This window comes from Streptomyces sp. WAC 01529 (genome assembly GCF_003945545.1).
GTDB lineage: Bacteria > Actinomycetota > Actinomycetes > Streptomycetales > Streptomycetaceae > Streptomyces > Streptomyces anatolicus.
Map to the genome: position 1 here is coordinate 3,343,954 of NZ_CP029617.1, position 23,094 is coordinate 3,367,047.

Consider the following 23,094-nt stretch of genomic DNA (forward strand, 5'->3'; position numbering starts at 1 on the left):
GTACAGCGCGATTGGCGCACATCTTGATGGATCAAGCGGAAGCGCTCATAACGCGACACTCCGCCCACTCCACCCGGTCAAGGATGCGGCAATTGCCGCCGGAAGCCGGAATCGCGGCGACACAGGGTGGCAGAAGGCGACAGAAGGCGCCCGGTCCGTCTTCCGGGCCAGGCGCCTTCCGCGTACGTACTCCACTCGCGCCCTTGCTAGAGGAGCCCGTCCCACATCTGCTCAAGGAGCACCGACCACCAGCTCTCCGGTGACGCGAGCGCCGCCGGGTCGAGGGCGGCCAGCTGGTTCTGGAAGTCGACGGTCCAGCGGCCCGCCTGCTCCTGGTTGAGCCCGAACCGCAGCCGCCACATCCGGCCGAGCAGCGCCAGGCAGCGCGCGAACTCGGGCAGCCCCGTGTTCACGAACTGCGGCGGCACGGGGGCGCCGCCGGGGCCCGCCTCGACCGGCACGGCCACGATGTTCGCCGTGCCGTACTGGACACAGAGCGCACGGCCGAAGTCGCTGCCCATCACCAGATACGAGCCCGCGTCCGACGCGGGCTGCACGCCCCGCTCCTGCGCCAGCTCCGCCAGCGTCGGCACCGGCCTGCCCGGCTGGGCCTGCGCCCAGAAGAACGGCCCGAAATCGACGGGCAGGCCCGCCACCACGAGGGTGTGCGCCACGATGTCCGGCACGCCCTGCCGGGAGACCGCGCGCTGGTCGAAGCGGAAGACGCCGGGCCCGAAGGCCCCGGCCAGCTCCTGCGCGACGCCCTCGGGCGGGACCGGCGGGGCGGGCGGCATCGGCTGCAACGGCGCGCGCACCGGCGCCGGGCGCGCCGGGCCGTCCGCGACCTGGTGCAACTCCCCCTGGTGCGCGAGGAGTTGCTGCATGCCGCCCTGACGGGACGCGTGGTCCCTGCCGTACGGGGCGATGGACGTGATCCGCGCCTGCGGCCAGGTCTCACGGATCATCCGGGCGCAGTACGCGCCCGGCAGCTCGCAGGACTCCAGCTCGGTGTGGAGTTCCAGAACCTGCTGCGGGGGCACGTTCATGCCGCGCAGCTCGTGCAGGATCTGCCACTCCGGGTGCGGGGTGCCGGGCGCCGAGCGCCGGATGACCTGCTGCTCGGAGCCGTCGGCCGCGCGGTAGCGCAGCACGGCCTGGTAGCCGGGGCCGACGGTGGGCTGACCGGTGGGCGGCTGCGGATAGCCGTACGGCTGTCCGGCCGGGCCCGGCCGCATGGGCGCGGGCGCCGGCGCGGGCGGCGGCGGCATGCCGGGGCCACCCGGGCCGCCGACCGCGGGACCGGCCAGCATCGTCGCGGCGTGGTGGACGCCGCCGCCGGGGGGCGGCGGGGTGCCGGGCGCGCCGGGAGCACCCGGGGGCTTGGGCGCGCCGGGCACCCCGCCGAGGCTCGCGTCGGCGAACATCGTCGCGGCGTGATGCACACCGCCGGGAGGCGTACCGGGGGCACCGGGCGGGCCCGGAGGCGCGGGCGCGGCAGGCGTGCCGGGGGCACCCGGAGGGCCGGGCGGCTTGGGCGCGCCGGGACCGCCAGGACCGCCGAGGCTCGGGTCGGCGAACATCGTCGCGGCGTGGTGGACACCGCCCGGAGGCGTACCGGGGGCGCCGGGCGACCCCGGAGGCGCGGGCGCGGCAGGCGTGCCGGGCGGCTTGGGTCCGTCGGGCCCGAGCGAGGAGACGAGCTGCGTCGGTACGTACCCACCGGCGGGCGTACCGGGAGCGCCGGGCCCGGAGGGCGGCGGCGTGCTTCCCGGGGGCGGCCCTTGCGGATACCCGTACGCGGAGGCGTCGGCCCCCGGCGGAGGCGGGGTCGGCGGACCGGCGGGCGGCGGCGTAGCGGATCCGGCGCCGGGGCCTTGCGGATAGCCGTACGCGGAAGCATCCGGCGCACCCGGCGAAGGCGGCGGCGGAGTCGGCGAACCGGCGGGCGGCAGCGGCGCGTTGGCCCCCGGCGGAGGCGGAAGCGGAACCGGCGCCCCCTCAGGAGGCAGCGGCGAACCGGCGGGCGGCAGCGGCGCGTTCGCCCCTGCACCACCCGGAGCACCGGGCCCCTGCGGATACCCGTACGCGGAAGCATCGGCCCCCGACGGAGGCGGAGTCGGCGAACCGGCAGGCGGCAGCGGCGCGTTCGCCCCAGCGCCACCCGGAGCACCGGGCCCCTGCGGATACCCGTACGCGGAAGCATCGGCCCCCGGCGGAGGCGGGGTCGGCGGACCGGCGGGCGGCGGCGTAGGGGAGCCGGCGCCGCCACCGGAGGCAACGGGACCTTGTGGGTACCCGTACGCGGAAGCGTCCGGCGCACCCGGCGCCGGGGACGGGCCGTCCAGGGCCGGAGCGATGGCGGTCGCCGGGAGGTGGCTGCCTCCGTGCATCAGGGCCGTCTTGGCGTCCGGCGCCACGCCCCGCGACGGGGGCCCGTCCCCGTCCTCGGAGACCAGCGGCGGCGCGAACACCGTCGCGGGCGCCGCCACCGAAAGGTCCTCGCCCTCGTCGGCGTTGGTGTCCGTACCGGCCCACGGGGTCGCCCCCACGGGCACGCCCGGCGACGTCGCGGGCAGGCTGTCGTCGCGGTCGGGCCCGGCGTCCCCGCCCTGCGCGGCGGCCGCGGGCCACGGCGTACCGCCCTCCGGCGTGACGGGTTCCGCGGGAGCCGAACTCCCGTCATCCACCGCCCCGCTGGAGGCCGACGCCCCGCTGGAGGCCGACGCCCCACTGGAGGCCGACGCCCCGCTGGAGGCCACCGCCTCGCCGGAAGCCGCCGCGTCGGACGGCTCCCGCTCGCCCTCGGGTGACGCCCCCTCGGACGAGCCACCGCCCCTGCGGTCCGGGATGCCCATCTTGTCCGCCGCCTCCTGGAGCCACTCCGGAGGCGTCAGCAGGAACGACGTCTGATTGAGGTCGACCCGCTCCGGCGGCGGCACCACCGCGTCCTGCGGTGCCGCGTCCGGCAGCCCGTACTCCTCCTCGTACCGGCGGATCACCTCGCCGACGGGAAGCGAGGGCCACAGCGTGGCCTCGCCGCTGTCCCGCGCGATGACGAGCCGCTGGGCGCCGCCGTCGGAGACCGGACCGTCCTGGCGGTCCTCGGCCCAGACGACGAACCCGAGGTCGAACTCCCGGACCCGCACCTCCCGGTGCTGATAGCCCGGCACCTCGCCGTTGATCCACTCTTCGGCGCGCTCCTGCGCCTGCGCGAAGGTCACCATCGCCTAGTCACTCCCCAGCCGAGGACACGGGGACGGCGTGCGCGAAGCCGCCGTCCACCATCAGGTTCGCCACGGTCTCCAGCTCCGGCGGATTGCCCGCGAGCCGCGCCAGGAACGCGTCGAAGTCGTCGCCGCACGGCAGCAGCAGCCGCCGCACCCGCTCCGCGGGAGGCCACGCGGCCGCCTCCGAGACGTCCCGCACGTCGTCGTACGCGCAGAACCACACGGAACCGACCCGGTCGCCCTTGACCTTCACCGCGAGCAGCCCGCCCTGCACGAAGCCGACTCCCAGGTAGTCCTTGGTGAGATGGTCGCGCAGGCACTTGTTGACGTACACCAGGTCGTTGACCGCGGCCTCGTCCCGCACCGTGAAGAACGGCTGGTCCACCAGGAGGCCCAACTCGGCGTCGAGCGCCGCGCCGACCGGCGCGCAGCCGCCCGCCGCCTTCAGGAAGGAGCGGTAGGCGCCGGGGAGCCGGTAGCCGAGGTCCTCCTCGACGCCCTGGACCTGCTGCTCCGTCACCGCGACCGCGGCCTTCGGCAGACCGAAGTGCGCGGGGCGCGTCTCCTGGAGCGGGCGCGTGCCGCGCTTGTCCTGGTCCACGGCGGTCGTCGCGATGCCGCCGTGGTGCCGAAGCAGCGCCTTCACCTCGACCGGTACCAGTTCCAGGCGGCGGCTGTCCGGCACGTGGTGCCAGGTCCAGCCGTGCGGGGTCGCCACCGCGGGGATCGTGTCCCACAGATCGTGGCCGTCCGCCGCCATCGCCGCGTTCGCCGACACGTAGTCGGTCAGGCGCAGTTCGTCGACGCCGAAGCCCTCCGGGGGCTCCGCGATCTCGGCGGCGGCACGCGCGTACGGCGAGAAGTCCGGATAGCCCCGCTCATCCACCCGCACCCCTCTGGGATGGCGGGCGGCGCGGACCGGGTCCGGGAAGTGCACGACCTGCCCGGCGTAGGCCGCGTTCGGCGGCGCGGACTGCTGCCCCAGCCGACCTGTCGTCATGGCGGTTGCCCCCTGCGGCACGGTGAAAAGTTCTGATTCTGCGGATTTCGTTCCGCGGATTTTCGGTTTCCGCGGGTTCCGGTACTGCGGATGTCGACACAGCCTATGCGTAACGACGACACCGGTCACCGGGCCTCCGGTTCCATGACCAGCAGCCACCGGACGGTCACCGTGCGACGAATCCCGACGGGAAGCCAGGCGTGTCGCAGTGCCCCAGCTTCCGCACCACCCGCCCCATTTGGCAGGCTGTCCCCCGCGACGCGGGGGCGTGGCACACACGCGGTGACGACCGCGAGCGCAGGGGCGCGAGCCCAGGGGGAGGGGAACAGCACGATGCACATGGCACAGAACACGTCAGGCCACACGCTGTCCACGACGGCGGCCACGGCGAGGTCCGCCACCGCGGCGACCACGGGATCCTTGCTGCCGACCGCGGCGGGGTCCGGCATGGCGACCGCCTCGCGACCCGGCTCGGCACCCACCACTCGGCCCGGCACGGCCACCACCACCGGGTCCTTCACGGCATTCACCACGGGGAGCGGGTCGGCAGGCGCCGCAGGTCCCGGCACCGCAGGACCCCGCATGAGCACCACCGCAGGAACCGTCATGGCAACCGCCACGCGGCCCGGCATGGCCACCACCTCAGGAACCGTCATGGCAACCAGCACCGGGCATCCCACCGCCGACCCCAGCGCGCCCCTCACGGCCTCCGCCGCCGCACCCGGCACCGGCCCCGGCCCCGCGGGCGACGCCGCGCCCGGCGCCGGAGACCCCCGCGCCGCCGCGTCCGGCGACCCCCGCGTCGGCTGGAGCAGCACCGACGCGCACGCGCCCATCCTGCGCCAGCGCCGCGACGGGATCCTGCCGACCGTCGCCGCCGCCCTCTCCGTACGCGGCCAGACCACGCTCACCTGCACCGCGGGCCGCGGCGAGGAACCCCCCACGCTCCACCCGCTCGTCCAGGACTTCCTCGACACCCTCACCAGCGGCCAGCGCGAACGCTTCACCGGACGCTGCGCCGAGGCCATCCTCATCTCCCGCCACCTCATGGCGGCCGACGCGAGCCGCTCCAAGCGGGCCTCGCGCAAACCGATGACCAACGGCGAGGCCCGCAAGGCCCTCAAGCACGCCAAACTGACCACCCGCCGCATCCGCGAGGACGGCGACCCCCTGCACGGCTCCTTCGCCCAGCCCTGCCGCTCCTGCACCGCCCTCACGGCGCACTTCGGCGTACGTGTCGTGGACCCGACGGCCACCGAAGGCTGACCGTCGCCCGTCCGACCGACCGTCTCCGACCGAACAAGGGCCACCCCATGCACGCCGACCGCACCACGACCGCCGCACCCGCCGGCCACAGCACCCGCTTCCCCGTACCCGTGGACGCCGCCCTGCGCGCGGCCGGCTGGCGCCAGGGGCGCTGGGACATCAAGCAGGCCGAGATCTGGGCCGACGTCCTGCGCCGCCACACCTCACCCGCCGGGCACCGCCACCGCGTCTTCCCCGCCGCCGTCGAGGCCTGGGCCGAGTTCGGCGGACTGCACATCACCCCGCAGGGCCCCGGCCGCCAGATAGCGCCCGCCACCGTGCACCTCGACCCCATGTACGGCCTGCACCTCGCCCGCACCCTCGGCGACCTCGGCCGCGCCCTGAGCACCGAGGTGTGCCCCATCGGCGAGGAGACGGAGACCCAGGCGCTGCTCGCCATCGACACCGAGGGCCGCGTCTACAGCCTCGACCACAGCGGTGACTGGTTCCTCGGCGCCCACATCGACCAGGCCCTCGCCACCCTCGTCACGGGCGCCCGCCCCACCCGCCTGACGGCGAGCTGACCGGCGTACGACCGCCGCCGAACCGCTACCCCGCCGCCGGAACTGCCGCCGGAAGCACCGCCGAGACGCGGAAACCGCCGCCGTCCGTCGGACCCGACACGAACACCCCGCCGAGTGCCAGCACCCGCTCCTTCATGCCCACCAGGCCGTTGCCCCCGCTCGGCAACCTCGCGTCCGAGGGACCGGCCTCCGGCGGCGGCTCGTTCTCCACCTGCATCGCGATCTCCGAGACGCGGTGCGCGAGCCGCACATAGGTCTTCGCGCCCGCCGCGTGCTTGTGCACGTTGGTCAGCGCCTCCTGCACCACGCGGTACGCCGTCTGCTCCACATCGGCGGCGTAGCCACGCGGCTCCCCCTCCACCGACAGGTCGACCGCCATCCCCGCGTCCCTCGACTGCCCCACCAACTCGTCGACGTCCGCCAGGCACGGCCCGTCCTCGTCCACCGCCCGCGACGCCGCCGCGGCCGCGGCCGCCGCGTGCCCCACGGCGGCCAGCGGCACCGGATCCACCGGCTTCGCGCTCTTCGCACCGTCGCCGTCGCCCGTGCGCAGCACCCCGAGCATCTGCCGCAGCTCCGTCAGCGCCTGGCGGCCCATGTCACCGACGAGCGCCGCGTTCTTCACGGCCTTCTCCGGGTCCTTCCTGGCCACCGCCTGCAACGCCGCCGCGTGTACGACCATCAGGCTCACCCGGTGCGCCACCACGTCGTGCATCTCGCGGGCGATCCGCGTCCGCTCCTCGTTGCGCGCCCACTCCGCGCGCTCCTCCGCGCGCTCGGCGAGCAGCTGAAGCTCCCGCTCCAGGTCGTCCGCCCGCTCCCGCAGGCTCTCCATCAGCCGCCGCCGCGCGCCCACGTACAGCCCGAGCAGCACCGGCGGGGCCGTGACGCCGATCGCCGCCGCGACGGCGAAGAACGGCACGAACTCGCTGCCTATCGGCGGATGCGAGCCCTCCTTGGCCAGGTCCTGGCTGGCCCGCACCAGCGCGACGATCAGCGTCCCCGCCATCGACATGCCCGCGAGCACACCGGTGATGCGGCGCGGCAGCTCCGAGGCCGCCAGCGTGTAAAGGCCGACTATCGTCAGCAGAAAGCCCATCTGGGCGGGTGTGATCGCGATGGATATGAGCACCACGGCCACGGGCCAGCGCCGCCGCAGCAGCAGTGCCGCGCCCGCGAGGATCCCGAAGCCGACCCCCACCGCGGTCGGCAGCCCCGCGTCCCGCGCGAAGGCCACCCCCTCGGCCCCGCACTCCGCCGCGGACACCACCGCGAGCCCCACATCCAACGCGGCCGCGCGCCGCCTCTCCCACCACCACGGCCCGGTCATGGCCGCGGTGTGGTCGTCCCCCGTCGTGGTCATGCCTTCCAGCGTACGGGCGTTCCATGTCGGTTTTCCGGTGAGTTTCCGGCTCCCCCTGCCGTCGCACGCAAGGCCGTTGGTACGGCATAGTGTTGGGTGCCTGTTCGGCGGACCGGCTAACTGTCCGGTTCGGTCGGATTATTCCCCCGTGGTGTAATTGGCAGCACTGTGGCTTTTGGTGCCATCTGTCCGGGTTCGAGTCCTGGCGGGGGAGCCTTCTTCGGTCCGGGTCCCGGCCTCTTGGTCGGGACCCGCCCCCATTTCCACCCCCCTACGCCCCGGTATCCTGCGGATGTCCACCCCACAGAGGCACAAGCCATCCGAAGCCGAAGGGCATCCCTGTGAGCGCAACCCGCCCGGCCGTCGTCGTCCTCGCAGCGGGTGAGGGCACCCGTATGAAGTCGGACCTCCCCAAGGTCCTGCATGAGATCTGTGGCCGGTCCCTCATCGGGCACGTGCTCCACGCCGCCTCCGCGCTCACCCCCGAGCGGCTCGTCACCGTCGTCGGCTTCCAGAGCGAGCAGGTCAAGGAGCACCTGCGCGCCGTCGCCCCGGACGTCCGCACCGCCTACCAGGCGGAGCAGAACGGCACCGGTCACGCCGTCCGCATCGGCCTCGAGGAGCTCGGCGGCCCGGTCGACGGGACCGTCATCGTCGTATGCGGCGACACCCCGCTGCTCACCGGCGCGACGCTGCGAAAGCTCGCCGCCACGCACAGCGGCGACGGGAACGCCGTGACCGTGCTGACCGCCGAGGTGCCGGACGCGACCGGGTACGGCCGCATCGTGCGCGACGTCGAGAGCGGCGCGGTCACCGCGATCGTCGAGCACAAGGACGCCACCGAGGCGCAGCGCGCGATCCGTGAGATCAACTCCGGGGTCTTCGCCTTCGACGGACGGCTCCTTGCGGAAGCCCTCGGCAAGGTGCGCACGGACAACAGCCAGGGCGAGGAGTACCTGACGGACGTCCTGGGGATCCTGCGCGAGGCCGGTCACCGCGTCGGCGCGTCCGTGGCCGGGGACCACGAGGAGATCGCGGGGATCAACAACCGCGTCCAACTGGCGCAGGCGCGGCGGACGTTGAACGACCGGCTGCTGAACGAGGCGATGCTGGCGGGCGTCACGGTGGTGGATCCGGCCTCGACGTGGGTCGACGCGACGGTCACCTTCGAGCAGGACGCGGTCGTGCACCCCGGTACGCAGCTCCAGGGCGCCACGCACCTGGGCAAGGGCGCCGAGGTGGGCCCCCATTCGCGGCTGAAGGACACGAAGGTCGGTCCGGGCGCCCGGGTGGACAACAGCGTGTCGGACAGCGCCGAGATCGGGGAGGGGGCGAGCGTCGGCCCGTTCGCGTATCTGCGGCCCGGCACCCGGCTTGGAGTGAAGGCCAAGGCGGGTACGTATGTGGAGATGAAGAACGCGACGGTCGGCGACGGTTCGAAGGTGCCGCACCTGTCGTACGTGGGCGACGCGACGATCGGCGAGCACTCCAACATCGGTGCGGCGAGCGTCTTCGTGAACTACGACGGCGAGGCGAAGCACCACACGACGGTGGGCTCCCACTGCCGTACCGGTTCGGACAACATGTTTGTGGCTCCTGTCACGGTTGGGGACGGTGCGTACACCGCTGCCGGGTCTGTGATCACGAAGGACGTGCCGGCGGGTTCGCTGGCCGTGGCCCGGGGCCAGCAGCGGAATATCGAGGGCTGGGTGGCCCGCAAGCGTCCGGGGAGCGCGGCCGCGAAGGCGGCCGAGGCGGCGTCCCGGGAGGCGGACAGCGCAAGCTGACCGGAAACAGGTGCGTCTGACACGGCGTACCGTGATAGGTGCACACATTCGGCCGACTCGACGCACCGGGACGCGTGAGTACGGCAGCGGGAAGAACTCTCTGAGGAGACAGTGCTGTGACCGGGATCAAGACGACCGGCGAGAAGAAGTTGATGCTCTTCTCCGGCCGCGCCCACCCCGAGTTGGCCGAGGAGGTCGCACACAAGCTGGGTGTCGGCATCGTGCCGACGAAGGCCTTCGATTTCGCCAACGGCGAGATCTACGTCCGCTACCAGGAGTCGGCGCGTGGCGCCGACTGCTTCTTGATCCAGAGCCACACCGCTCCGATCAACAAGTGGATCATGGAGCAGCTGATCATGATCGACGCGCTGAAGCGCGCGTCGGCCCGCTCCATCACCGTCATCGTGCCGTTCTACGGTTACGCGCGCCAGGACAAGAAGCACCGCGGGCGTGAACCGATTTCGGCGCGTCTGATCGCCGACCTGATGAAGACCGCGGGCGCCGACCGCATCCTCACGGTCGACCTGCACACCGACCAGATCCAGGGCTTCTTCGACGGGCCCGTCGATCATCTCTTCGCGCTGCCGATCCTCGCGGACTACGTGGGCGCGAAGGTGGACCGCTCGAAGCTGACGGTGGTCTCCCCCGACGCCGGCCGCGTCCGCGTGGCCGACCGCTGGTGCGACCGGCTCGGCGCCCCGTTGGCGATTGTCCACAAGCGCCGCGACAAGGACGTCGCCAACCAGGTCACCGTGCACGAGGTGGTCGGTGAGGTGAAGGGCCGCGTCTGCGTCCTGGTCGACGACATGATCGACACGGGCGGCACGATCTGCGCCGCCGCCGACGCGCTCTTCGCGCACGGCGCCGAGGACGTCATCGTGACGGCCACGCACGGCGTGCTCTCCGGCCCGGCCGCGGACCGCCTGAAGAACTCCAAGGTGAGCGAGTTCGTCTTCACGGACACGCTGCCGACCCCGGGCGAGCTGGAGCTGGACAAGATCACGGTGCTCTCGATCGCGCCGACGATCGCGAACGCGGTCCGTGAGGTCTTCGAGGACGGCTCGGTGACGAGCCTCTTCGAGGAGCAGTAGAGATCCTTTTGGGTGTGGCCTCCCGGCCGAGTAGACTGCTCAAGTTGCTCGGCGAGGGAGGCCTCACCTTTTGGTGGGGCGGTCCGTTATCGACGCGCTCTTCGTAGCAGGCCAGTCGTATGGCCGGGTAACCCCATCCGACACCTGTTGTACGAGGAGTGCACATGTCCGAGGTCAAGATCTCCGCCGAGACCCGCAACGAGTTCGGCAAGGGCGCCTCGCGCCGCATCCGCCGCGAGAACAAGGTTCCCGGCGTTCTCTACGGCCACGGCGCCGACCCGGTCCACCTGACCCTGCCGGGCCACGAGCTGCTGCTCGCCCTGCGTACCCCGAACGTCCTGATCTCCCTGGACGTCGACGGCCAGAAGACCCAGCTGGCGATCCCGAAGGCCGTGCAGCGCGACGCCCTCCGTCAGGGCATCCTCAAGCACGTCGACCTGCTCCTCGTGCGCAGCGGCGAGAAGGTCACGGTCGAGATCCCGGTCCACACCGAGGGCGAGCTGGCCCCGGGCAGCAACCTCCTCGAGCACGTGCTGAGCACGCTGCCGGTCGAGGCCGAGGCCACGCACATCCCGACTGAGGTCACCGTCTCCATCGCGGGCCTGGAGGCCGGCGCGTCCATCCTCGCGAAGGACATCCCGCTGCCGTCCGGCTCCAAGCTGGCGATCGACGAGGACGCGGTCGTCCTCCAGGTCCTGGCCGCGCAGGCCGAGGAGGCCCCGGCCGACTCCGCCGAGGGCGACGCGTCCGCCGAGGCCTGATCCTCGCGACGTACATTCGGCACGGCAGCCGCCGCTCCCTCGGGGGGCGGCGGCTGCCGCGTATGAAGGAGACATGCACGTGACGACCGACGCCAACGCCCCCTGGCTGATCGCGGGCCTCGGCAATCCCGGCCCCGAGTACGCCATGAACCGGCACAACGTGGGTTTCATGGTGGCCGACCTGCTCGCGCACCGCATCGGCGCCAAGTTCAAGCGGGCCGCGAAGGCGCAGGCCCAGGTGGTCGAGGGCCGGATCGGGGCGCCGGGACCCGCGAGCCGCCGGGTGATCCTCGTGAAGCCCATGTCGTACATGAACGTCTCGGGTGGTCCCGTGACGGCGCTGCGCGACTTCTACAAGGTGCCGACGGAGCACATCGTCGCGGTCCACGACGAGCTGGACATCGACTACGGCATGCTGCGGCTGAAGCTGGGCGGCGGCGACAACGGCCACAACGGCCTGAAGTCGATGACGAAGGCGATGGGCCCCGACTACCACCGGGTGCGCTTCGGCATCGGCCGCCCGCCGGGCCGGATGCAGGTCGCGGACTTCGTACTGAAGGACTTCTCGTCCGCGGAACGCAAGGAACTGGACTACTTCGTGGACCGCGCGGCGGACGCGGTGGAAGCCCTGATCATCGAGGGCCTGGAGCGAGCCCAGAGCACGTACAACTCCTGAGCACTTTCAGGGCCTATCAGGGGCGCCCCGCAAGGAGCGCCCCGAAGGGGCGCGGGGAACTGCGCGCCCAGCCCCCACGCACCCGCAGAAAATCAGCCGGTATTCCGCAACCCAGCCGCAACACCGTTAACGGTAAGAAGCAGGGCCCGCCCCAGCAACGGATCAGCCTCCTGCCCGGCGGCCTGCGCATCCCGCTGCCGCTTGAGCAGCGCGACCTGAAGATACGAGATCGGGTCGAGATACGCGTCCCGAATCGCGAAGGTCTGCCGAAGCGCCGAGTGGGAGCCGAGAAGCTCATCCTCCCCGGTGACTTTCAGCACCTCACGAACGGTCAGCTCATGCTCTTCCTTGATCGTGTCGAAGACGTGCTTCAACTCGTCCGGGACGAGCGTGTCCACGTAGTGCTGCGCGATCCGCAGATCCGTCTTGGCCAGCGTCATCTCCACGTTGGAGAGGAAGTTCCGGAAGAAGTGCCAGTGCTCGTGCATCTCGTCGAGCACGGTGTCGAGCCCGGACTCCCGCAGCGCCTTGAGGCCTGACCCCACACCGAACCACCCAGGCACGATCTGCCGGGACTGGGTCCAGCCGAACACCCACGGAATGGCCCGCAGGCCGTCGAGCGAGACGCCCGAGCCGGGGCGGCGGGAGGGCCGGGAGCCCAGGTGCAGGTCGGCGAGCTGGTCGACCGGCGTCGACGCGAGGAAGTACGTCGGCAGGTCCGGGTCCTCGACGAGGCGCCGGTACGCGGAGTGCGCGGCATCCGAGACGACGTCCATCGCCGCGTCCCAGCGGGCGAGGGCCTCGTCGGACTGGCGCGGGGCGGTGTGCAGGGCGGAGGCCTGGAGCGTGGCCGCGACGGTCAGTTCCAGGTTCTCCCTGGCCAGCGAGGGCACCAGGTACTTGTCGGAGATGACCTCGCCCTGCTCGGTCACCTTGATCTCGCCCTCCAGGGTGCCCCAGGGCTGGGCGAGGATGGCGTCGTGCGAGGGGCCGCCGCCACGGCCGACGGTGCCGCCGCGGCCGTGGAAGAGCCGCAGCCGCACGCCGTACCGGTGCGCGACGTCGCGCAGCCTGCGCTGGGCGCGGTGGATCTCCCACTGGCTGGTGGTGATCCCGCCGAACTTGGACGAGTCCGAGTACCCGAGCATGACCTCCTGGACGTCGCCCCGTAGCGCCACGAGGCGGCGGTACGAGGGGTCGGCGAGCATCTCGTCGAGGATGACGTCGGCGGCGCGCAGCTCGTCGGTGGTCTCCAGGAGCGGCACGATGCCGATCTTGGCCCAGCCCGCGTGGAGGTCGATGAGGCCTGCCTCGCGGGCGAGGACGGCGGCGGCGAAGACATCGTCGGCGCCCTGGCACATCGAGATGATGTACGACTCGATGACCTCGGGGCCGAAGACCTCAAGGGCCTTCTTGACGGTGAGGAAGACGCCGAGGGTCTTCTCACCTGCGGCGTCGAGCGGGGCCGGGGACGGCGCGAGCGGCCGCCGCGAACGCAGCTCCTTGGCGAGCAGCTTCTGGCGGTACTCGCGGGGCATGTCCGTGTAGCGCCAGGACTCCTCGCCGAGGCGGTCGAAGAGCTGGCCGAGCGCGTGGTGGTGGGCGTCGGCGTGCTCGCGTACGTCCATGGTGGCGAGCTGGAGGCCGAACGCGGCGAGGGTGCGGATGGTGCGGTTCATCCGGCCGTCGGCGAAGAGGGCGCCCTTGTGCTCGCGCAGGGAGGTCTGGATGAGCGTGAGGTCGTCGAGCAGCTCGCTCGTGCCGAGGTAGTCGCGGCCGGGCTCGTGGGCGGTGCCCTTGGCGAGGCGCTGCTTGGTGTTCTCCAGCTTCTGCCGGATGCAGGTGGCCTTGAGGCGGTACGGCTCCTCGGCGTTGAGCCGCTTGTAGCGCGGGCTGATCTCGGGCAGCCGCTCCAGGTCGCCCTGGAGGGAGGCCTTCAGCTCGTCGGTGGCTCCGGTGTAGCGGATGGAGTTGGAGAGGAAGCCGCGCAGTTCGTCGATCATGTCGAGCGCGTCGTTGATGCCGTGCTCGTGCTGGAGGATCAGGACGTCCCAGGTGACGGCGGGCGTCACGTTCGGGTTGCCGTCGCGGTCGCCGCCGATCCAGGTGCCGAAGCTGAGCGGGCGGGTGCCCTCGGGCAGCTCGACGCCGACGCGCTCCAGCTCCGACGTGAGGTCCTCCAGTACGTCCCCGACGGCGCCGGCGTGCAGCTCGTCGAGGTAGTAGATGGCGTTGCGGGCCTCGTCGGCGGGCTCCGGGCGCACGACACGCAGCTCGTCGGTCTGCCAGACGAGGTCGATGTTCTCGGCCAGACGGGTGTCGTGGCGGCGCCGGTCGGACTCGATGACCGGGGTCTCCAGCAGCTCGGCGACGCGCCGGAGCTTGTTGAGGACCGAGCGGCGGGCCGCCTCGGTGGGGTGCGCGGTGAAAACCGGCCGCACGTTGAGGTGCTGGACCGTCTGGCGCAGGTGCTCGGGGTCGGCGTCCTTGAGGCGGTCCGCGGTGCGGGCGAGCAGTCCGCCCTCGGCGGCGCGCCGGGCGCGCAGCTCGCGGCCGCGGTGGACCTGTTCGGTGACGTTCGCCAGGTGGAAGTAGGTGGAGAAGGCGCGGACCAGCTTGGCCGCGGTCTCCAGTTCCGTCCCGCCGAGCAGCTTGGCGGCGGCCTCGCCGTCCTCGCGCGTGAGGTGGCGGACCTTCTCGACCAGTTCGAGGAGTTCGGGACCCTCCTGGCGTACGAGGGTCTCGCCCAGCAGGTCGCCGAGGCGGCGGATGTCGGCGCGCAGCTCGGCGCTGGCGGGGCTGGTGGCCTGACGGCCCTGGTCGTCGGCACTGCTCACAGGTGCGGCTCCTTGCAGTGTTTGAAGCTCGTCTGGGAGGGGTCCCGGAAAGGATCCGGGGAGATTCAGAGCGGACCGCGCTGTCCGACCGTTTCCAAGGATAGGTGTCACTTCGTGCCACGGAAGTTTCGGCCACTTGCCGAGACGCTCCGCCACTTGCCCGGAAGCTCGGCGCTGCCATACTTACGTCGCCGTAGGTTACGGAACCGTAGGAAGCGGTACCCGTGCCTGTGCACCGCTCTCTCTCGACCTTGACCCTCGACCCCACAGGGGACGTGCCCATGACGACAGCTTCCGATGCGCCCACCGAGACCGATGTGATCGACGCCGCTCCCGCCCAGGGGGCGGACTCCACGAGCACCCTTCCGCCCGCGACCCTGGGCGGTGAGCAGAAGCGGTCCCTCGAACAGCTGACGCTGCTCCTGTTCATCGTCGTCCCGTTCGTCGCCCTGCTCGGGGCGGTCCCGCTGGCCTGGGGCTGGGGGGTGAGCTGGCTCGATATCGGCCTGCTCGTCTTCATGTACTACCTGGGGTGCCACGGCATCACGATCGGCTTCCACCGCTACTTCACGCACGGCGCCTTCAAGGCGAAGCGGCCGCTGCGGATCGCGCTCGCGGTCGCCGGTTCGATGGCCGTGGAGGGCCCGGTCGTGCGCTGGGTGGCCGACCACCGCAAGCACCACAAGTTCTCCGACGCCGAGGGCGACCCGCACTCGCCGTGGCGTTTCGGTGAGACGGTCCCGGCCCTGATGAAGGGCCTGTGGTGGGCGCACATCGGCTGGATGTTCGACGAGGAGCGCACCCCGCAGGACAAGTACGCGCCGGACCTGGTCAAGGACCCGGTGATCCGCCGCATCTCCCGGCAGTTCCTGTTCTGGACGATCGTCTCGCTGGCCATTCCGCCGCTGGTCGGCGGCCTGGTGACGATGTCGTGGTGGGGCGCTTTCACGGCGTTCTTCTGGGGCTCGCTGGTCCGTGTGGCGCTGCTGCACCACGTGACCTGGTCGATCAACTCCATCTGCCACGCGGTCGGCAAGCGGCCCTTCAAGTCGCGTGACCGCTCGGGCAACGTGTGGTGGCTCGCGGTGCTCTCCTGCGGCGAGTCCTGGCACAACCTCCACCACGCCGACCCGACGTCGGCGCGGCACGGCGTGATGAAGGGGCAGCTCGACTCCTCCGCGCGGATCATCCGCTGGTGCGAGCGGCTCGGCTGGGCGTACGACGTGCGGTGGCCCTCGAAGGACCGCATCGACGCCCGCCGACGGCCGCAGGCCGCTGACGCGGCATGATGGACGACGTGGCGACCGACTCCAGCAATTCCAGCCCTGCCGGCAAAGAGAAGCAGCCCCGGCGCACCCGCCGCACCCGGATGACGGGTGCCGAGCGCCGGGAGCAGTTGCTGGACATCGGCCGCACCCTCTTCGCCGCGAAGGGGTTCGAGGGCACGTCGGTGGAGGAGATCGCGGCGAAGGCCGGGGTCTCCAAGCCGGTGGTCTACGAGCACTTCGGCGGCAAGGAGGGGCTGTACGCGGTCGTCGTGGACCGTGAGATGCGCCAGCTCCTGGACATGGTGACCAGCGCGCTCACCGCCGGGCACCCCCGGGAACTGCTCGAACAGGCCGCGTTCGCCCTGCTCGACTACATCGAGACGTACACGGACGGCTTCCGCATCCTGGTCCGCGACTCCCCCGTCGCCCAGTCCACGGGCACCTTCGCCTCCCTCATCTCCGACATCGCCACGCAGGTCGAGGACATCCTGGGCCAGGAGTTCAAGGGCCGCGGTTTCGACCAGAAGCTGGCACCGCTGTACGCGCAGGCGCTGGTCGGCATGGTGGCGCTGACGGGCCAGTGGTGGCTGGACGTCCGCAAGCCGAAGAAGGCGGAGGTGGCGGCGCACCTCGTCAATCTGGCGTGGCACGGCCTCGACGGCCTGGAACCGAAGCCCCGCCTGATAGGCCACCGCAAGAGCTGACGGCTTCCGGGGGCGAGGGTTCGAGGAATTCGAGCCGGTTCCCGACCGGGTCCTGGGAGTAGAACCGCCGGTGTCCCGGCAGGTGCTCGTCCCAGGTGACCTCGGCGCCCCGCGCCGCCAGCCGGGCCGCGTATGCCTGGATGTCCCGGACCCGCAACCCTGGGTGCGCCTTCCCGGCGGGCCTGAACTCCTCCTCGACGCCCAGGTGCAGCCGTACGCCGCCCGCCTCGAACCAGCAGCCTCCGCGCGCCGCGAGGGCGGGCGGCTTGGGTGTCTCCGTCATGCCGAGCACGTCGGCGTAGTACGCGCGCAGGAGCACTTCGCTGCCGGGCGGGGCTGCCAGCTGGACGTGGTCGATGACCCTGAGCATCAGGCGTCCCCCCTGCGCGCCACCGCGAACACCCGCCGGAACGGGAAGACCGTGCCGTGCTCCCTGGCGGGGTACGCCTCGCGCAGGAGTGCCCCGTACTCCGCGAGGAACGCCTCCCGTGCCTGAGCGTCGTCCCCGAGCGCGGTGAGGACCGGGCGCAGGCCCGTGCCCTTGACCCAGTCGAGGACGGGGTCCTCGCCCTCCAGGACGTGCAGATACGTCGTCTCCCAGGCGTCGACCTCGCAGCCGAGCCCCGCGAGCCGCTCCAGATAGGCCTCGGGCGTCAGCACGGCGTCCGCGTGCCGCAGGCGCCCGCCGAGCCGGTCCCGCCACCGCGCGGACTCGCTCAGCTCCCGCATGAGCACGTGGCTGGGGGCGCCGAAGTTGCCGGGCACCTGGAAGGCGAACGTGCCGCCGGGCGTGAGCGCGGCGGTCCAGGCGGGGAAGGAGTCCGCGTGGTCCGGCACCCACTGGAGAGTGGCGTTGGAGAGGATCAGGTCGTACGTCCCCGGGGCCGGGGCCCACTCCGTCGCGTCGGCGGCGGCGAAGTCCAGGCGGCCGCCGCCGTCCGTGGGCCCGGCGAGCCGCTCGGCCTCGGCCAGCATCTGCGGGGAGTTGTCGAACCCGGTGATGTGCGCGCCGGGCCACCTCCGCGCCAGGAGCCGCGTGACGTTGCCGGGCCCGCAGCCGAGGTCGGCGATACGGGGCGGGCGTCCCTCGGCGGCGGGCAGGTCGGGGACGCGGCCCAGGAGGTCGGTGAAGGGCCGGGTCCGGTGGTCGGAGTGGCGCAGGTACTGGAGCGGATCCCAGGTGGCGGCGGCTGCGGCGGCGGACATGAGGGGCCTCCCAGAGGACGGCGGCTTACGCGTTCACGCTCTTCCCCCACCATCCTCACCGCTAAGTATCTTGACGTCAAGAGACTTCACGTCGACAGACCCCCTACACTGATCGTCATGGAGGACGAGGTCGATCGGCTGGTCGCGGCGTGGCGCAGGGAGCGCCCGGACCTCGACGTGGAGCCACTTGAGGTGCTCAGCCGCGTGAGCAGGCTCGCGCGGCACCTGGACCGGGCCCGCAGACTCGCGTTCTCCGAGCACAATCTGGAGCCCTGGGAGTTCGACGTCCTGACGTCGCTGCGGCGTGCGGGCGCGCCCTATCAGCTCTCCCCCGGCCAGCTCCTGACGCAGACCCTGGTGACGTCCGGCACGATGACGAACCGCATCGACCGCCTCGCGAAGAAGGGCCTCGTCGAGCGGCTGCCCGACCCGAGCGACCGGCGCGGCGTGCTGGTGCGGCTCACCGCCGAGGGCCGGGACCGCGCGGACCAGGCCCTGGCCGGACTCCTGGCACAGGAGCGGGCCATCCTGGCGGAACTCTCCCGCGCCCAGCGGGGTGAACTGGCCGGGCTGCTACGCCAGTTGACCGCCCCGTTCGACAACATCCCCGGCTAGGTCGACCGGGCCGACGCCCGCGCGCCGGGCGAGCGCGACCGCCGCGAGCGTGGAGTGGACGCCGAGCTTGCCCAGGACGTTCTGCATGTGCGTACGCACCGTGTGCGGGGAGAGGAAGAGGCGTTCGGCGACGGCCTTCCTGCCCAGGCCCGCCACCATGCAGCGCAGCACCTCGCGCTCGCGCGGGGTCAGGGACTCCACGAGGCGCTCGGACTCGGTGCGGTGCTTGCGGGCCGCCGTCAGCTCGCGCAGGACGCCGGTGAGCAGGGCGGGCGGCAGATGCGTCTCGTCCCTGAGCACGCCTCGTATGACCGTCAGGAGGCGGGAGAGCGAGCAGTCCTTGGCGACCCAGCCCGATGCACCCGCCTGGAGCGCGAGGGCCGCGCGGCGCGGGTCGTCCTTCTCGGCGAGCACGACCGTGCGCACCGCGGGCTGGCCGGTGCGGACGCCGGCGACCAGGGATATGCCGTCGACGAGACCGTCCGCGTTGGCGTCCTGGACCGGGACCGCGGGGCGGGTGCCCTGGAGCGCGCTCGCGGTGGCGCCGAGGTCGGCGTCGACGAGCAGTACGTCGTATCTGCGGCCTTCGGCGACCGACCGCTCCAGGCAGCGCAGCGCGGCCGGCCCGCTGCCCGCCGCGGAGACCTCCACGTCGGGCTCGGCGGCCAGCGCGGCCGCCAGCGACTCGGCGAAGATGCGATGGTCGTCGACGACCAGAACTCGGATACGAACCACAGAAACCCCCTTCCCCGCGCTCCCGCAAGGAGCAGGGGATACCCCCGTCGAATACGTCGGAGAACGATCGGAGCGGGTACGGCGCCCGGAACAGGGGTCGACACAGCCGCACGGCCGCCGCCGCGCGGTCACTGCTGCCCCCATGCCGGGCGTCGTACCCGACTGTCTCGCCCCCTGATCGGCGCCGGCCCCCACCGGCACTGTTCTTCAGAGTAGGGCCGCACGCCTGGAGCGGAAGGTAATTTGCAGAACTGATTGTCCGGCGCGTTTATGGTGAGCCGTATGTTTCGCATGGAGACAGGAGTCGACAAAGAGCGGCTTGCTCTGCTTCGTTCGCGGCTCGCCGCGACGAACACGGCGGCGTCCCCGGCGATCCGCGCCCTGCGCGGCACGGTCGATGACCAGGAAGTCCCCCTGGCGCTCTGGGCGTTGGACGCGGCGGGCGGTCTCGCGGCCGGGCTCGCCGCGCACACCTGGGCCCGCTGGCTCCACGTCGACCTCCTCTGGGTCGACGACCGGCACCGCGGGGCGGGCCTCGGCTCCCGGCTGCTCGCCGAGGCGGAGCGGGTGGCCCGCGAGGAGCGGGGCTGCCTCAACTCCCGGGTGGAGACGTGGGACTTCCAGGCGCCGGGCTTCTACCGCAACCAGGGGTACGACCTGGTGTGCGTGATCCCCGACTACCCCGAGGGCGTCAAGGAGTTCACGCTCACCAAGCGGCTGGCCTAGGGCTTGTTCCGGGCAGGCCCTGGCGCCTGTTCCGGACAGGGCCTAGGCCTCCCTGCGGGCCCCCGCCGACGCCACCGCCGGGAACACGCGCGGCGCCGTGAAGCCCGCCGCCGCGAAGGCGTCGAGGACGGACTTGGTCACCGCGTCCGCAGCGGCGCTCTCCACCAGGACGATCGCCGAGCCGCCGAAGCCGCCGCCGGTCATCCGCGCGCCGAGCGCGCCCGCCGTGTTCGCGGTGCCCACCACCAGGTCCAGCTCCGGGCAGGAGATGCGCAGGTCGTCGCGGAGCGAGGCGTGGCCCTCGGTGAGGACAGGGCCGATCGCGCGTACGTCACCGGAGTCCAGGAGGCCGATGACCTGTTCGACGCGGTGGTTGTCGGAGACGACGTGCCGGACGTAGCGGCGGACCTTCTCGTCCGTCAGCTTCGGGAGGCTGGCGGGCAGTTCCTCGTACGCGATGTCCCGCAGGTGGCTGACGCCGAGGGCCCGGGCGCCCGCCTCGCACCCGGCGCGGCGCTCCGCGTAGGCGCCGTCGCCGAGCGCGTGCTTGACGCGGGTGTCGACGACCAGGAGCCGCAGGCCCTGGGCGGCCAGGTCGAAGGGGACCTGGCGCAGGGTCAGGTCGCGGCAGTCCAGGTGCAGGGCGTGGCCGTCGGCGCAGCACGCCGACGCCGTCTGGTCCATGACTCCGCAGGGGACGCCGACGAAGGCGTTCTCGGCGCGCTGGGCGAGGACGGCCAGTTCGGGCCGGGTGAGCCCGAGGCCGAAGAGCTCGTCGAGGGCGAGCGCGGTGACGACCTCCAGGGCCGCCGAGGAGGAGAGGCCCGCGCCCGTCGGTACCGTCGAGGACAGATGCAGATCGGCGCCGGTGACCGGGTGCCCGGCGTCCCGCAGCGCCCAGACGACCCCGGCGGGGTAGGCGGCCCAGCCGCCGTCGGAGAGCGGGGTCAGCTCGTCGACGCGCACTTCGGCGAGCGGGGCGTCGATGTCGGCGGAGTGCAGCCGCAGGACGCCGTCGGTGCGCCGGGCGACGGCGGCGACCGCGGTGTGCGGGAGGGCGAGCGGCAGCACGAAGCCTTCGTTGAAGTCCGTGTACTCGCCGATGAGGTTGACGCGGCCGGGCGCCGACCAGACGCCGTCCGGCGCGTACCCGTACAACTCCGCGAATCGCGCCGCGACTTCGGCTGCCCTGGCCATGTACTACCCCTTTCGCCGGGCGAACGCCCAGGCGTCGGCGACGATGCCCGCGAGGTCCGGGCGGGACGGGTGCCAGCCGAGCTTCTGGCGCGCGGCGGCGGCGGAGGCGACGAGCACCGCGGGGTCACCGTCGCGGCGCGGGGCGATCACCTCGGGGATCGGGTGGCCGGTGACCTGGCGGACGGTCTCGATGACCTGGCGCACCGAGAAGCCGTTGCCGTTGCCCAGGTTGCAGATGAGGTGCTCGCCGGGGGTGGCGGCCTCGACGGCGAGGAGGTGGGCCTCGGCGAGGTCGGCGACGTGGATGTAGTCGCGTACGCAGGTGCCGTCGTCCGTGGGGTAGTCGTCGCCGTAGACGCTGATCGCCTCGCGCCTGCCCTGGGCGACCTGGAGGACGAGCGGGATGAGGTGCGACTCGGGGTCGTGGCGCTCGCCGAACTGGCCGTACGCGCCCGCGACGTTGAAGTAGCGCAGGGAGACGGCGGCCAGGCCGTGGGCGGCGGCCTCGCCGGTGATCATGTGGTCGACGGCGAGCTTGGACGCGCCGTACGGGGAGGTGGGGGCGGTCGGGTCGCTCTCCGTGATGGGGGTGCTGACCGGCTCGCCGTAGGTGGCGGCCGTCGAGGAGAAGACGAGCCTGCGCACGTCCGCGTCGCGCATGGCTGCGAGCAGTGCCATGGTGCCGCCGACGTTGTTGTCCCAGTACTTCTCGGGCTTGGCGACCGACTCGCCGACCTGCGAGAAGGCGGCGAAGTGCAGCACGGCGTCGAAGGAGGAGTCCAGCCATTTGGAGGCGTCGCGGATGTCGCCCTCGATGAACGCGGCGCCCGCGGGGACGCCCTCGCGGAAGCCGGTCGAGAGGTTGTCGAGGACGCTCACCTCGTGGCCGGCCTCGATCAGGTGCTGCGCCACCACGCTTCCGACATAGCCCGCGCCACCGGTGACCAGGTACTTACCGCTCATGAACTCGCTACCTCTCGCAGTCGCTCGGCCGCGGCTTCCGGCGGCACGTCGTTGATGAACACACTCATGCCGGATTCGGAACCCGCGAGGAACTTCAGCTTGCCCGAAGTGCGGCGGATCGTGAAAAGTTCGAGGTGGAGGGCGAAATCGTCACGGTTGATCCCGTGATGTTCCTCCAGGCCGCCGAAGGGCGCCTGGTGCCAGGCGGAGATGTACGGGGTGGGCGGCTGCCCGGCGCCGAAGATCCGGTCGAAGCGCCGCAGGAGTTCCAGATAGACCTCTGGGAACTCCGCGCGCGCCGCCTCGTCGAGCCCGAGCAGGTCGGGCACCCGGCGCTTGGGGTAGAGGTGGACCTCGTAGGGCCAGTGGGCGGCGTGGGGCACGAAGGCCACCCAGTGCTCGCCCTCCAGGACGACCCGCTCGCCCGCGCGCTCCCTGGCGAGGATGTCGTCGAAGAGGTTCTGGCCGCCCGAGGCCTCCTTGAACGCGGCGAGCGAGCGCAGCGTCAGCTCGGTGCGGGGCGTGACGAAGGGATAGGCGTAGATCTGCCCGTGCGGGTGGCCGAGGGTCACGCCGATCTCGGCGCCGCGGTTCTCGAAGCAGAACACCTGGGTCACGGAGGGCAGCCGGGACAGCTCGGCGGTGCGGTCCGTCCAGGCGTCCAGGACGAGCCGGGCCTGCTCCGGGGTGAGGTCCGCGAAGGACGCGGCGTGGTCGGAGGTGAAGCAGACGACCTCGCAGCGGCCCGCGTCGCCCGCGAGCGAGGGGAAGCGGTTCTCGAAGACCACGACGTCGTACGAGGAGTCGGGGACCTCGCTGAGCCGGCCCCCGGCGGAGGGGCACAGGGGGCACTCGTCGGCGGGCGGGTGGTAGGTGCGGCCCTGGCGGTGCGAGGCGATGGCCACGGAGTCGCCGAGGAGGGGGTCCCGGCGGATCTCCGACGTGGTCGAGACGGGCCCGAGCGGGCGGCGGTCGACGGCCTCGCGGGGCGCGCCGTCGCGTACGTCGTAGTAGATGAGCTCGCGACCGTCGGCGAGACGGGTCGAGGTCTTCTTCACGTCGGGGGCTCCTCACCACCACCTATCACCAACAGAACCGAACACAACAAA

21 protein-coding genes and 1 tRNA gene are annotated in these 23,094 nt (G+C 72.2%); 11 read left to right on the forward strand and 11 right to left on the reverse strand.

The genetic code is table 11. The annotated features are described in order from the left end of the window. Positions 1 to 206: 206 nt before the first annotated feature. From DMA15_RS14880 to DMA15_RS14890, 3 genes are all read right to left on the reverse strand, one after another. Positions 207 to 3,224 carry an SUKH-4 family immunity protein gene (locus tag DMA15_RS14880; protein ID WP_125513228.1) on the reverse strand — a complete coding sequence of 1,006 codons (3,018 nt, stop codon included), beginning with the start codon at positions 3,222 to 3,224 and terminating at the stop codon, positions 207 to 209. 7 nt (positions 3,225 to 3,231) lie between these two features. Next, positions 3,232 to 4,227: an SMI1/KNR4 family protein gene (locus tag DMA15_RS14885; RefSeq protein WP_125513229.1), complete on the reverse strand. Its 996-nt coding sequence runs from the start codon at positions 4,225 to 4,227 to the stop codon at positions 3,232 to 3,234. 125 nt (positions 4,228 to 4,352) lie between these two features. Further along, the gene (locus DMA15_RS14890; protein ID WP_125513230.1) at positions 4,353 to 4,895 is read right to left on the reverse strand and encodes a hypothetical protein; all 543 of its coding nucleotides are present in this window, start codon (positions 4,893 to 4,895) and stop codon (positions 4,353 to 4,355) included. Between DMA15_RS14890 and DMA15_RS14895 the strand changes: the two genes are divergently transcribed. Together DMA15_RS14895 and DMA15_RS14900 are read left to right on the forward strand one after the other, a co-directional pair. After that, on the forward strand, positions 4,882 to 5,493 hold the full coding sequence (locus tag DMA15_RS14895; protein ID WP_240659801.1) for a YwqJ-related putative deaminase: 612 nt from the start codon (positions 4,882 to 4,884) through the stop codon (positions 5,491 to 5,493). The genes DMA15_RS14890 and DMA15_RS14895 overlap by 14 nt on opposite strands. Before the next feature lie 47 nt (positions 5,494 to 5,540). Beyond that, positions 5,541 to 6,056: an SUKH-3 domain-containing protein gene (locus tag DMA15_RS14900; protein ID WP_125513231.1), complete on the forward strand. Its 516-nt coding sequence runs from the start codon at positions 5,541 to 5,543 to the stop codon at positions 6,054 to 6,056. Positions 6,057 to 6,081: 25 nt separating this feature from the next. Here DMA15_RS14900 and DMA15_RS14905 read toward each other — a convergent pair whose 3' ends face one another. Beyond that, a complete protein-coding gene (locus tag DMA15_RS14905) occupies positions 6,082 to 7,419 on the reverse strand; it encodes a histidine kinase (protein WP_125513232.1) in 1,338 nt (445 codons plus the stop codon). A 142-nt stretch (positions 7,420 to 7,561) separates the two neighbouring features. On the opposite strand from DMA15_RS14905, the gene DMA15_RS14910 reads away from it, so the two are divergent. From DMA15_RS14910 to pth, 5 genes are all read left to right on the forward strand, one after another. Next, a tRNA-Gln gene (locus tag DMA15_RS14910) sits at positions 7,562 to 7,633 on the forward strand. 127 nt (positions 7,634 to 7,760) lie between these two features. Further along, the gene (gene glmU, locus DMA15_RS14915) at positions 7,761 to 9,206 is read left to right on the forward strand and encodes a bifunctional UDP-N-acetylglucosamine diphosphorylase/glucosamine-1-phosphate N-acetyltransferase GlmU (RefSeq protein WP_125513233.1); all 1,446 of its coding nucleotides are present in this window, start codon (positions 7,761 to 7,763) and stop codon (positions 9,204 to 9,206) included. Positions 9,207 to 9,322: 116 nt separating this feature from the next. Next, on the forward strand, positions 9,323 to 10,297 hold the full coding sequence (locus tag DMA15_RS14920; RefSeq protein WP_125513234.1) for a ribose-phosphate diphosphokinase: 975 nt from the start codon (positions 9,323 to 9,325) through the stop codon (positions 10,295 to 10,297). A 164-nt stretch (positions 10,298 to 10,461) separates the two neighbouring features. Next, positions 10,462 to 11,058 carry a 50S ribosomal protein L25/general stress protein Ctc gene (locus tag DMA15_RS14925; RefSeq protein ID WP_125513235.1) on the forward strand — a complete coding sequence of 199 codons (597 nt, stop codon included), beginning with the start codon at positions 10,462 to 10,464 and terminating at the stop codon, positions 11,056 to 11,058. A 73-nt stretch (positions 11,059 to 11,131) separates the two neighbouring features. Beyond that, on the forward strand, positions 11,132 to 11,734 hold the full coding sequence (gene pth, locus DMA15_RS14930) for an aminoacyl-tRNA hydrolase (RefSeq protein ID WP_125513236.1): 603 nt from the start codon (positions 11,132 to 11,134) through the stop codon (positions 11,732 to 11,734). Between the two features lie 92 nt (positions 11,735 to 11,826). Here pth and ppc read toward each other — a convergent pair whose 3' ends face one another. Continuing rightward, the gene (gene ppc, locus DMA15_RS14935; RefSeq protein ID WP_125513237.1) at positions 11,827 to 14,571 is read right to left on the reverse strand and encodes a phosphoenolpyruvate carboxylase; all 2,745 of its coding nucleotides are present in this window, start codon (positions 14,569 to 14,571) and stop codon (positions 11,827 to 11,829) included. 281 nt (positions 14,572 to 14,852) lie between these two features. Here ppc and DMA15_RS14940 point away from each other — a divergent pair, with 281 nt between their 5' ends. Together DMA15_RS14940 and DMA15_RS14945 are read left to right on the forward strand one after the other, a co-directional pair. Next, positions 14,853 to 15,860 carry a fatty acid desaturase gene (locus DMA15_RS14940; RefSeq protein WP_125513238.1) on the forward strand — a complete coding sequence of 336 codons (1,008 nt, stop codon included), beginning with the start codon at positions 14,853 to 14,855 and terminating at the stop codon, positions 15,858 to 15,860. Continuing rightward, a complete protein-coding gene (locus DMA15_RS14945) occupies positions 15,857 to 16,543 on the forward strand; it encodes a TetR/AcrR family transcriptional regulator (protein WP_078594460.1) in 687 nt (228 codons plus the stop codon). Before DMA15_RS14940 ends, DMA15_RS14945 begins: the two co-directional genes overlap by 4 nt. Here DMA15_RS14945 and DMA15_RS14950 read toward each other — a convergent pair. Together DMA15_RS14950 and DMA15_RS14955 are read right to left on the reverse strand one after the other, a co-directional pair. Then, entirely contained in the window at positions 16,473 to 16,913 is a 441-nt protein-coding gene (locus DMA15_RS14950; protein WP_164551762.1) for a VOC family protein, read from the reverse strand. The two genes, DMA15_RS14945 and DMA15_RS14950, sit on opposite strands and share 71 nt — an antisense overlap. Further along, a complete protein-coding gene (locus DMA15_RS14955; protein WP_125513239.1) occupies positions 16,913 to 17,749 on the reverse strand; it encodes a trans-aconitate 2-methyltransferase in 837 nt (278 codons plus the stop codon). The genes DMA15_RS14950 and DMA15_RS14955 overlap by 1 nt, the downstream gene beginning before the upstream one ends. A gap of 117 nt (positions 17,750 to 17,866) precedes the next feature. Here DMA15_RS14955 and tamR point away from each other — a divergent pair, with 117 nt between their 5' ends. After that, positions 17,867 to 18,364 (forward strand): MarR family transcriptional regulator TamR, encoded by a 498-nt coding sequence (tamR, locus tag DMA15_RS14960; protein ID WP_125513240.1) that lies wholly within the window; start codon positions 17,867 to 17,869, stop codon positions 18,362 to 18,364. On the opposite strand, the gene DMA15_RS14965 is transcribed toward tamR, so the two are convergent. Continuing rightward, positions 18,323 to 19,099 carry a response regulator transcription factor gene (locus DMA15_RS14965; protein WP_125513241.1) on the reverse strand — a complete coding sequence of 259 codons (777 nt, stop codon included), beginning with the start codon at positions 19,097 to 19,099 and terminating at the stop codon, positions 18,323 to 18,325. The genes tamR and DMA15_RS14965 overlap by 42 nt on opposite strands. A 270-nt stretch (positions 19,100 to 19,369) precedes the next feature. Here DMA15_RS14965 and DMA15_RS14970 point away from each other — a divergent pair, with 270 nt between their 5' ends. Continuing rightward, entirely contained in the window at positions 19,370 to 19,825 is a 456-nt protein-coding gene (locus tag DMA15_RS14970; protein ID WP_125513242.1) for a GNAT family N-acetyltransferase, read from the forward strand. Positions 19,826 to 19,867: 42 nt separating this feature from the next. On the opposite strand, the gene galK is transcribed toward DMA15_RS14970, so the two are convergent. Genes galK through galT form a run of 3 tightly spaced genes read right to left on the reverse strand, consistent with a single transcriptional unit; the run spans position 19,868 to position 23,043 of the window. Continuing rightward, positions 19,868 to 21,022: a galactokinase gene (gene galK / locus DMA15_RS14975; RefSeq protein WP_125513243.1), complete on the reverse strand. Its 1,155-nt coding sequence runs from the start codon at positions 21,020 to 21,022 to the stop codon at positions 19,868 to 19,870. Between the two features lie 3 nt (positions 21,023 to 21,025). Continuing rightward, complete coding sequence (gene galE, locus DMA15_RS14980) at positions 21,026 to 21,985, reverse strand: UDP-glucose 4-epimerase GalE (protein WP_125513244.1); 960 nt, start codon at positions 21,983 to 21,985, stop codon at positions 21,026 to 21,028. Beyond that, positions 21,982 to 23,043: a galactose-1-phosphate uridylyltransferase gene (galT, locus tag DMA15_RS14985; RefSeq protein ID WP_125513245.1), complete on the reverse strand. Its 1,062-nt coding sequence runs from the start codon at positions 23,041 to 23,043 to the stop codon at positions 21,982 to 21,984. Before galT ends, galE begins: the two co-directional genes overlap by 4 nt. Between the last annotated feature and the right edge of the window lie 51 nt (positions 23,044 to 23,094).

Excerpts from the sequence above, each read along its gene's own strand:
- DMA15_RS14880 (WP_125513228.1), bottom strand. The coding sequence starts at position 3,224 with ATGGTGACCTTCGCGCAGGCGCAGGAGCGCGCCGAAGAGTGGATCAAC.
- galE (WP_125513244.1), bottom strand. The coding sequence starts at position 21,985 with ATGAGCGGTAAGTACCTGGTCACCGGTGGCGCGGGCTATGTCGGAAGC.
- DMA15_RS14885 (WP_125513229.1), bottom strand. The coding sequence starts at position 4,227 with ATGACGACAGGTCGGCTGGGGCAGCAGTCCGCGCCGCCGAACGCGGCC.
- DMA15_RS14900 (WP_125513231.1), top strand. The coding sequence starts at position 5,541 with ATGCACGCCGACCGCACCACGACCGCCGCACCCGCCGGCCACAGCACC.
- tamR (WP_125513240.1), top strand. The coding sequence starts at position 17,867 with ATGGAGGACGAGGTCGATCGGCTGGTCGCGGCGTGGCGCAGGGAGCGC.
- DMA15_RS14895 (WP_240659801.1), top strand. The coding sequence starts at position 4,882 with ATGGCAACCAGCACCGGGCATCCCACCGCCGACCCCAGCGCGCCCCTC.
- DMA15_RS14945 (WP_078594460.1), top strand. The coding sequence starts at position 15,857 with ATGATGGACGACGTGGCGACCGACTCCAGCAATTCCAGCCCTGCCGGC.
- galK (WP_125513243.1), bottom strand. The coding sequence starts at position 21,022 with ATGGCCAGGGCAGCCGAAGTCGCGGCGCGATTCGCGGAGTTGTACGGG.
- DMA15_RS14970 (WP_125513242.1), top strand. The coding sequence starts at position 19,370 with ATGGTGAGCCGTATGTTTCGCATGGAGACAGGAGTCGACAAAGAGCGG.
- pth (WP_125513236.1), top strand. The coding sequence starts at position 11,132 with ATGCACGTGACGACCGACGCCAACGCCCCCTGGCTGATCGCGGGCCTC.
- DMA15_RS14905 (WP_125513232.1), bottom strand. The coding sequence starts at position 7,419 with ATGACCACGACGGGGGACGACCACACCGCGGCCATGACCGGGCCGTGG.
- DMA15_RS14950 (WP_164551762.1), bottom strand. The coding sequence starts at position 16,913 with ATGCTCAGGGTCATCGACCACGTCCAGCTGGCAGCCCCGCCCGGCAGC.
- DMA15_RS14955 (WP_125513239.1), bottom strand. The coding sequence starts at position 17,749 with ATGTCCGCCGCCGCAGCCGCCGCCACCTGGGATCCGCTCCAGTACCTG.
- DMA15_RS14925 (WP_125513235.1), top strand. The coding sequence starts at position 10,462 with ATGTCCGAGGTCAAGATCTCCGCCGAGACCCGCAACGAGTTCGGCAAG.
- DMA15_RS14940 (WP_125513238.1), top strand. The coding sequence starts at position 14,853 with ATGACGACAGCTTCCGATGCGCCCACCGAGACCGATGTGATCGACGCC.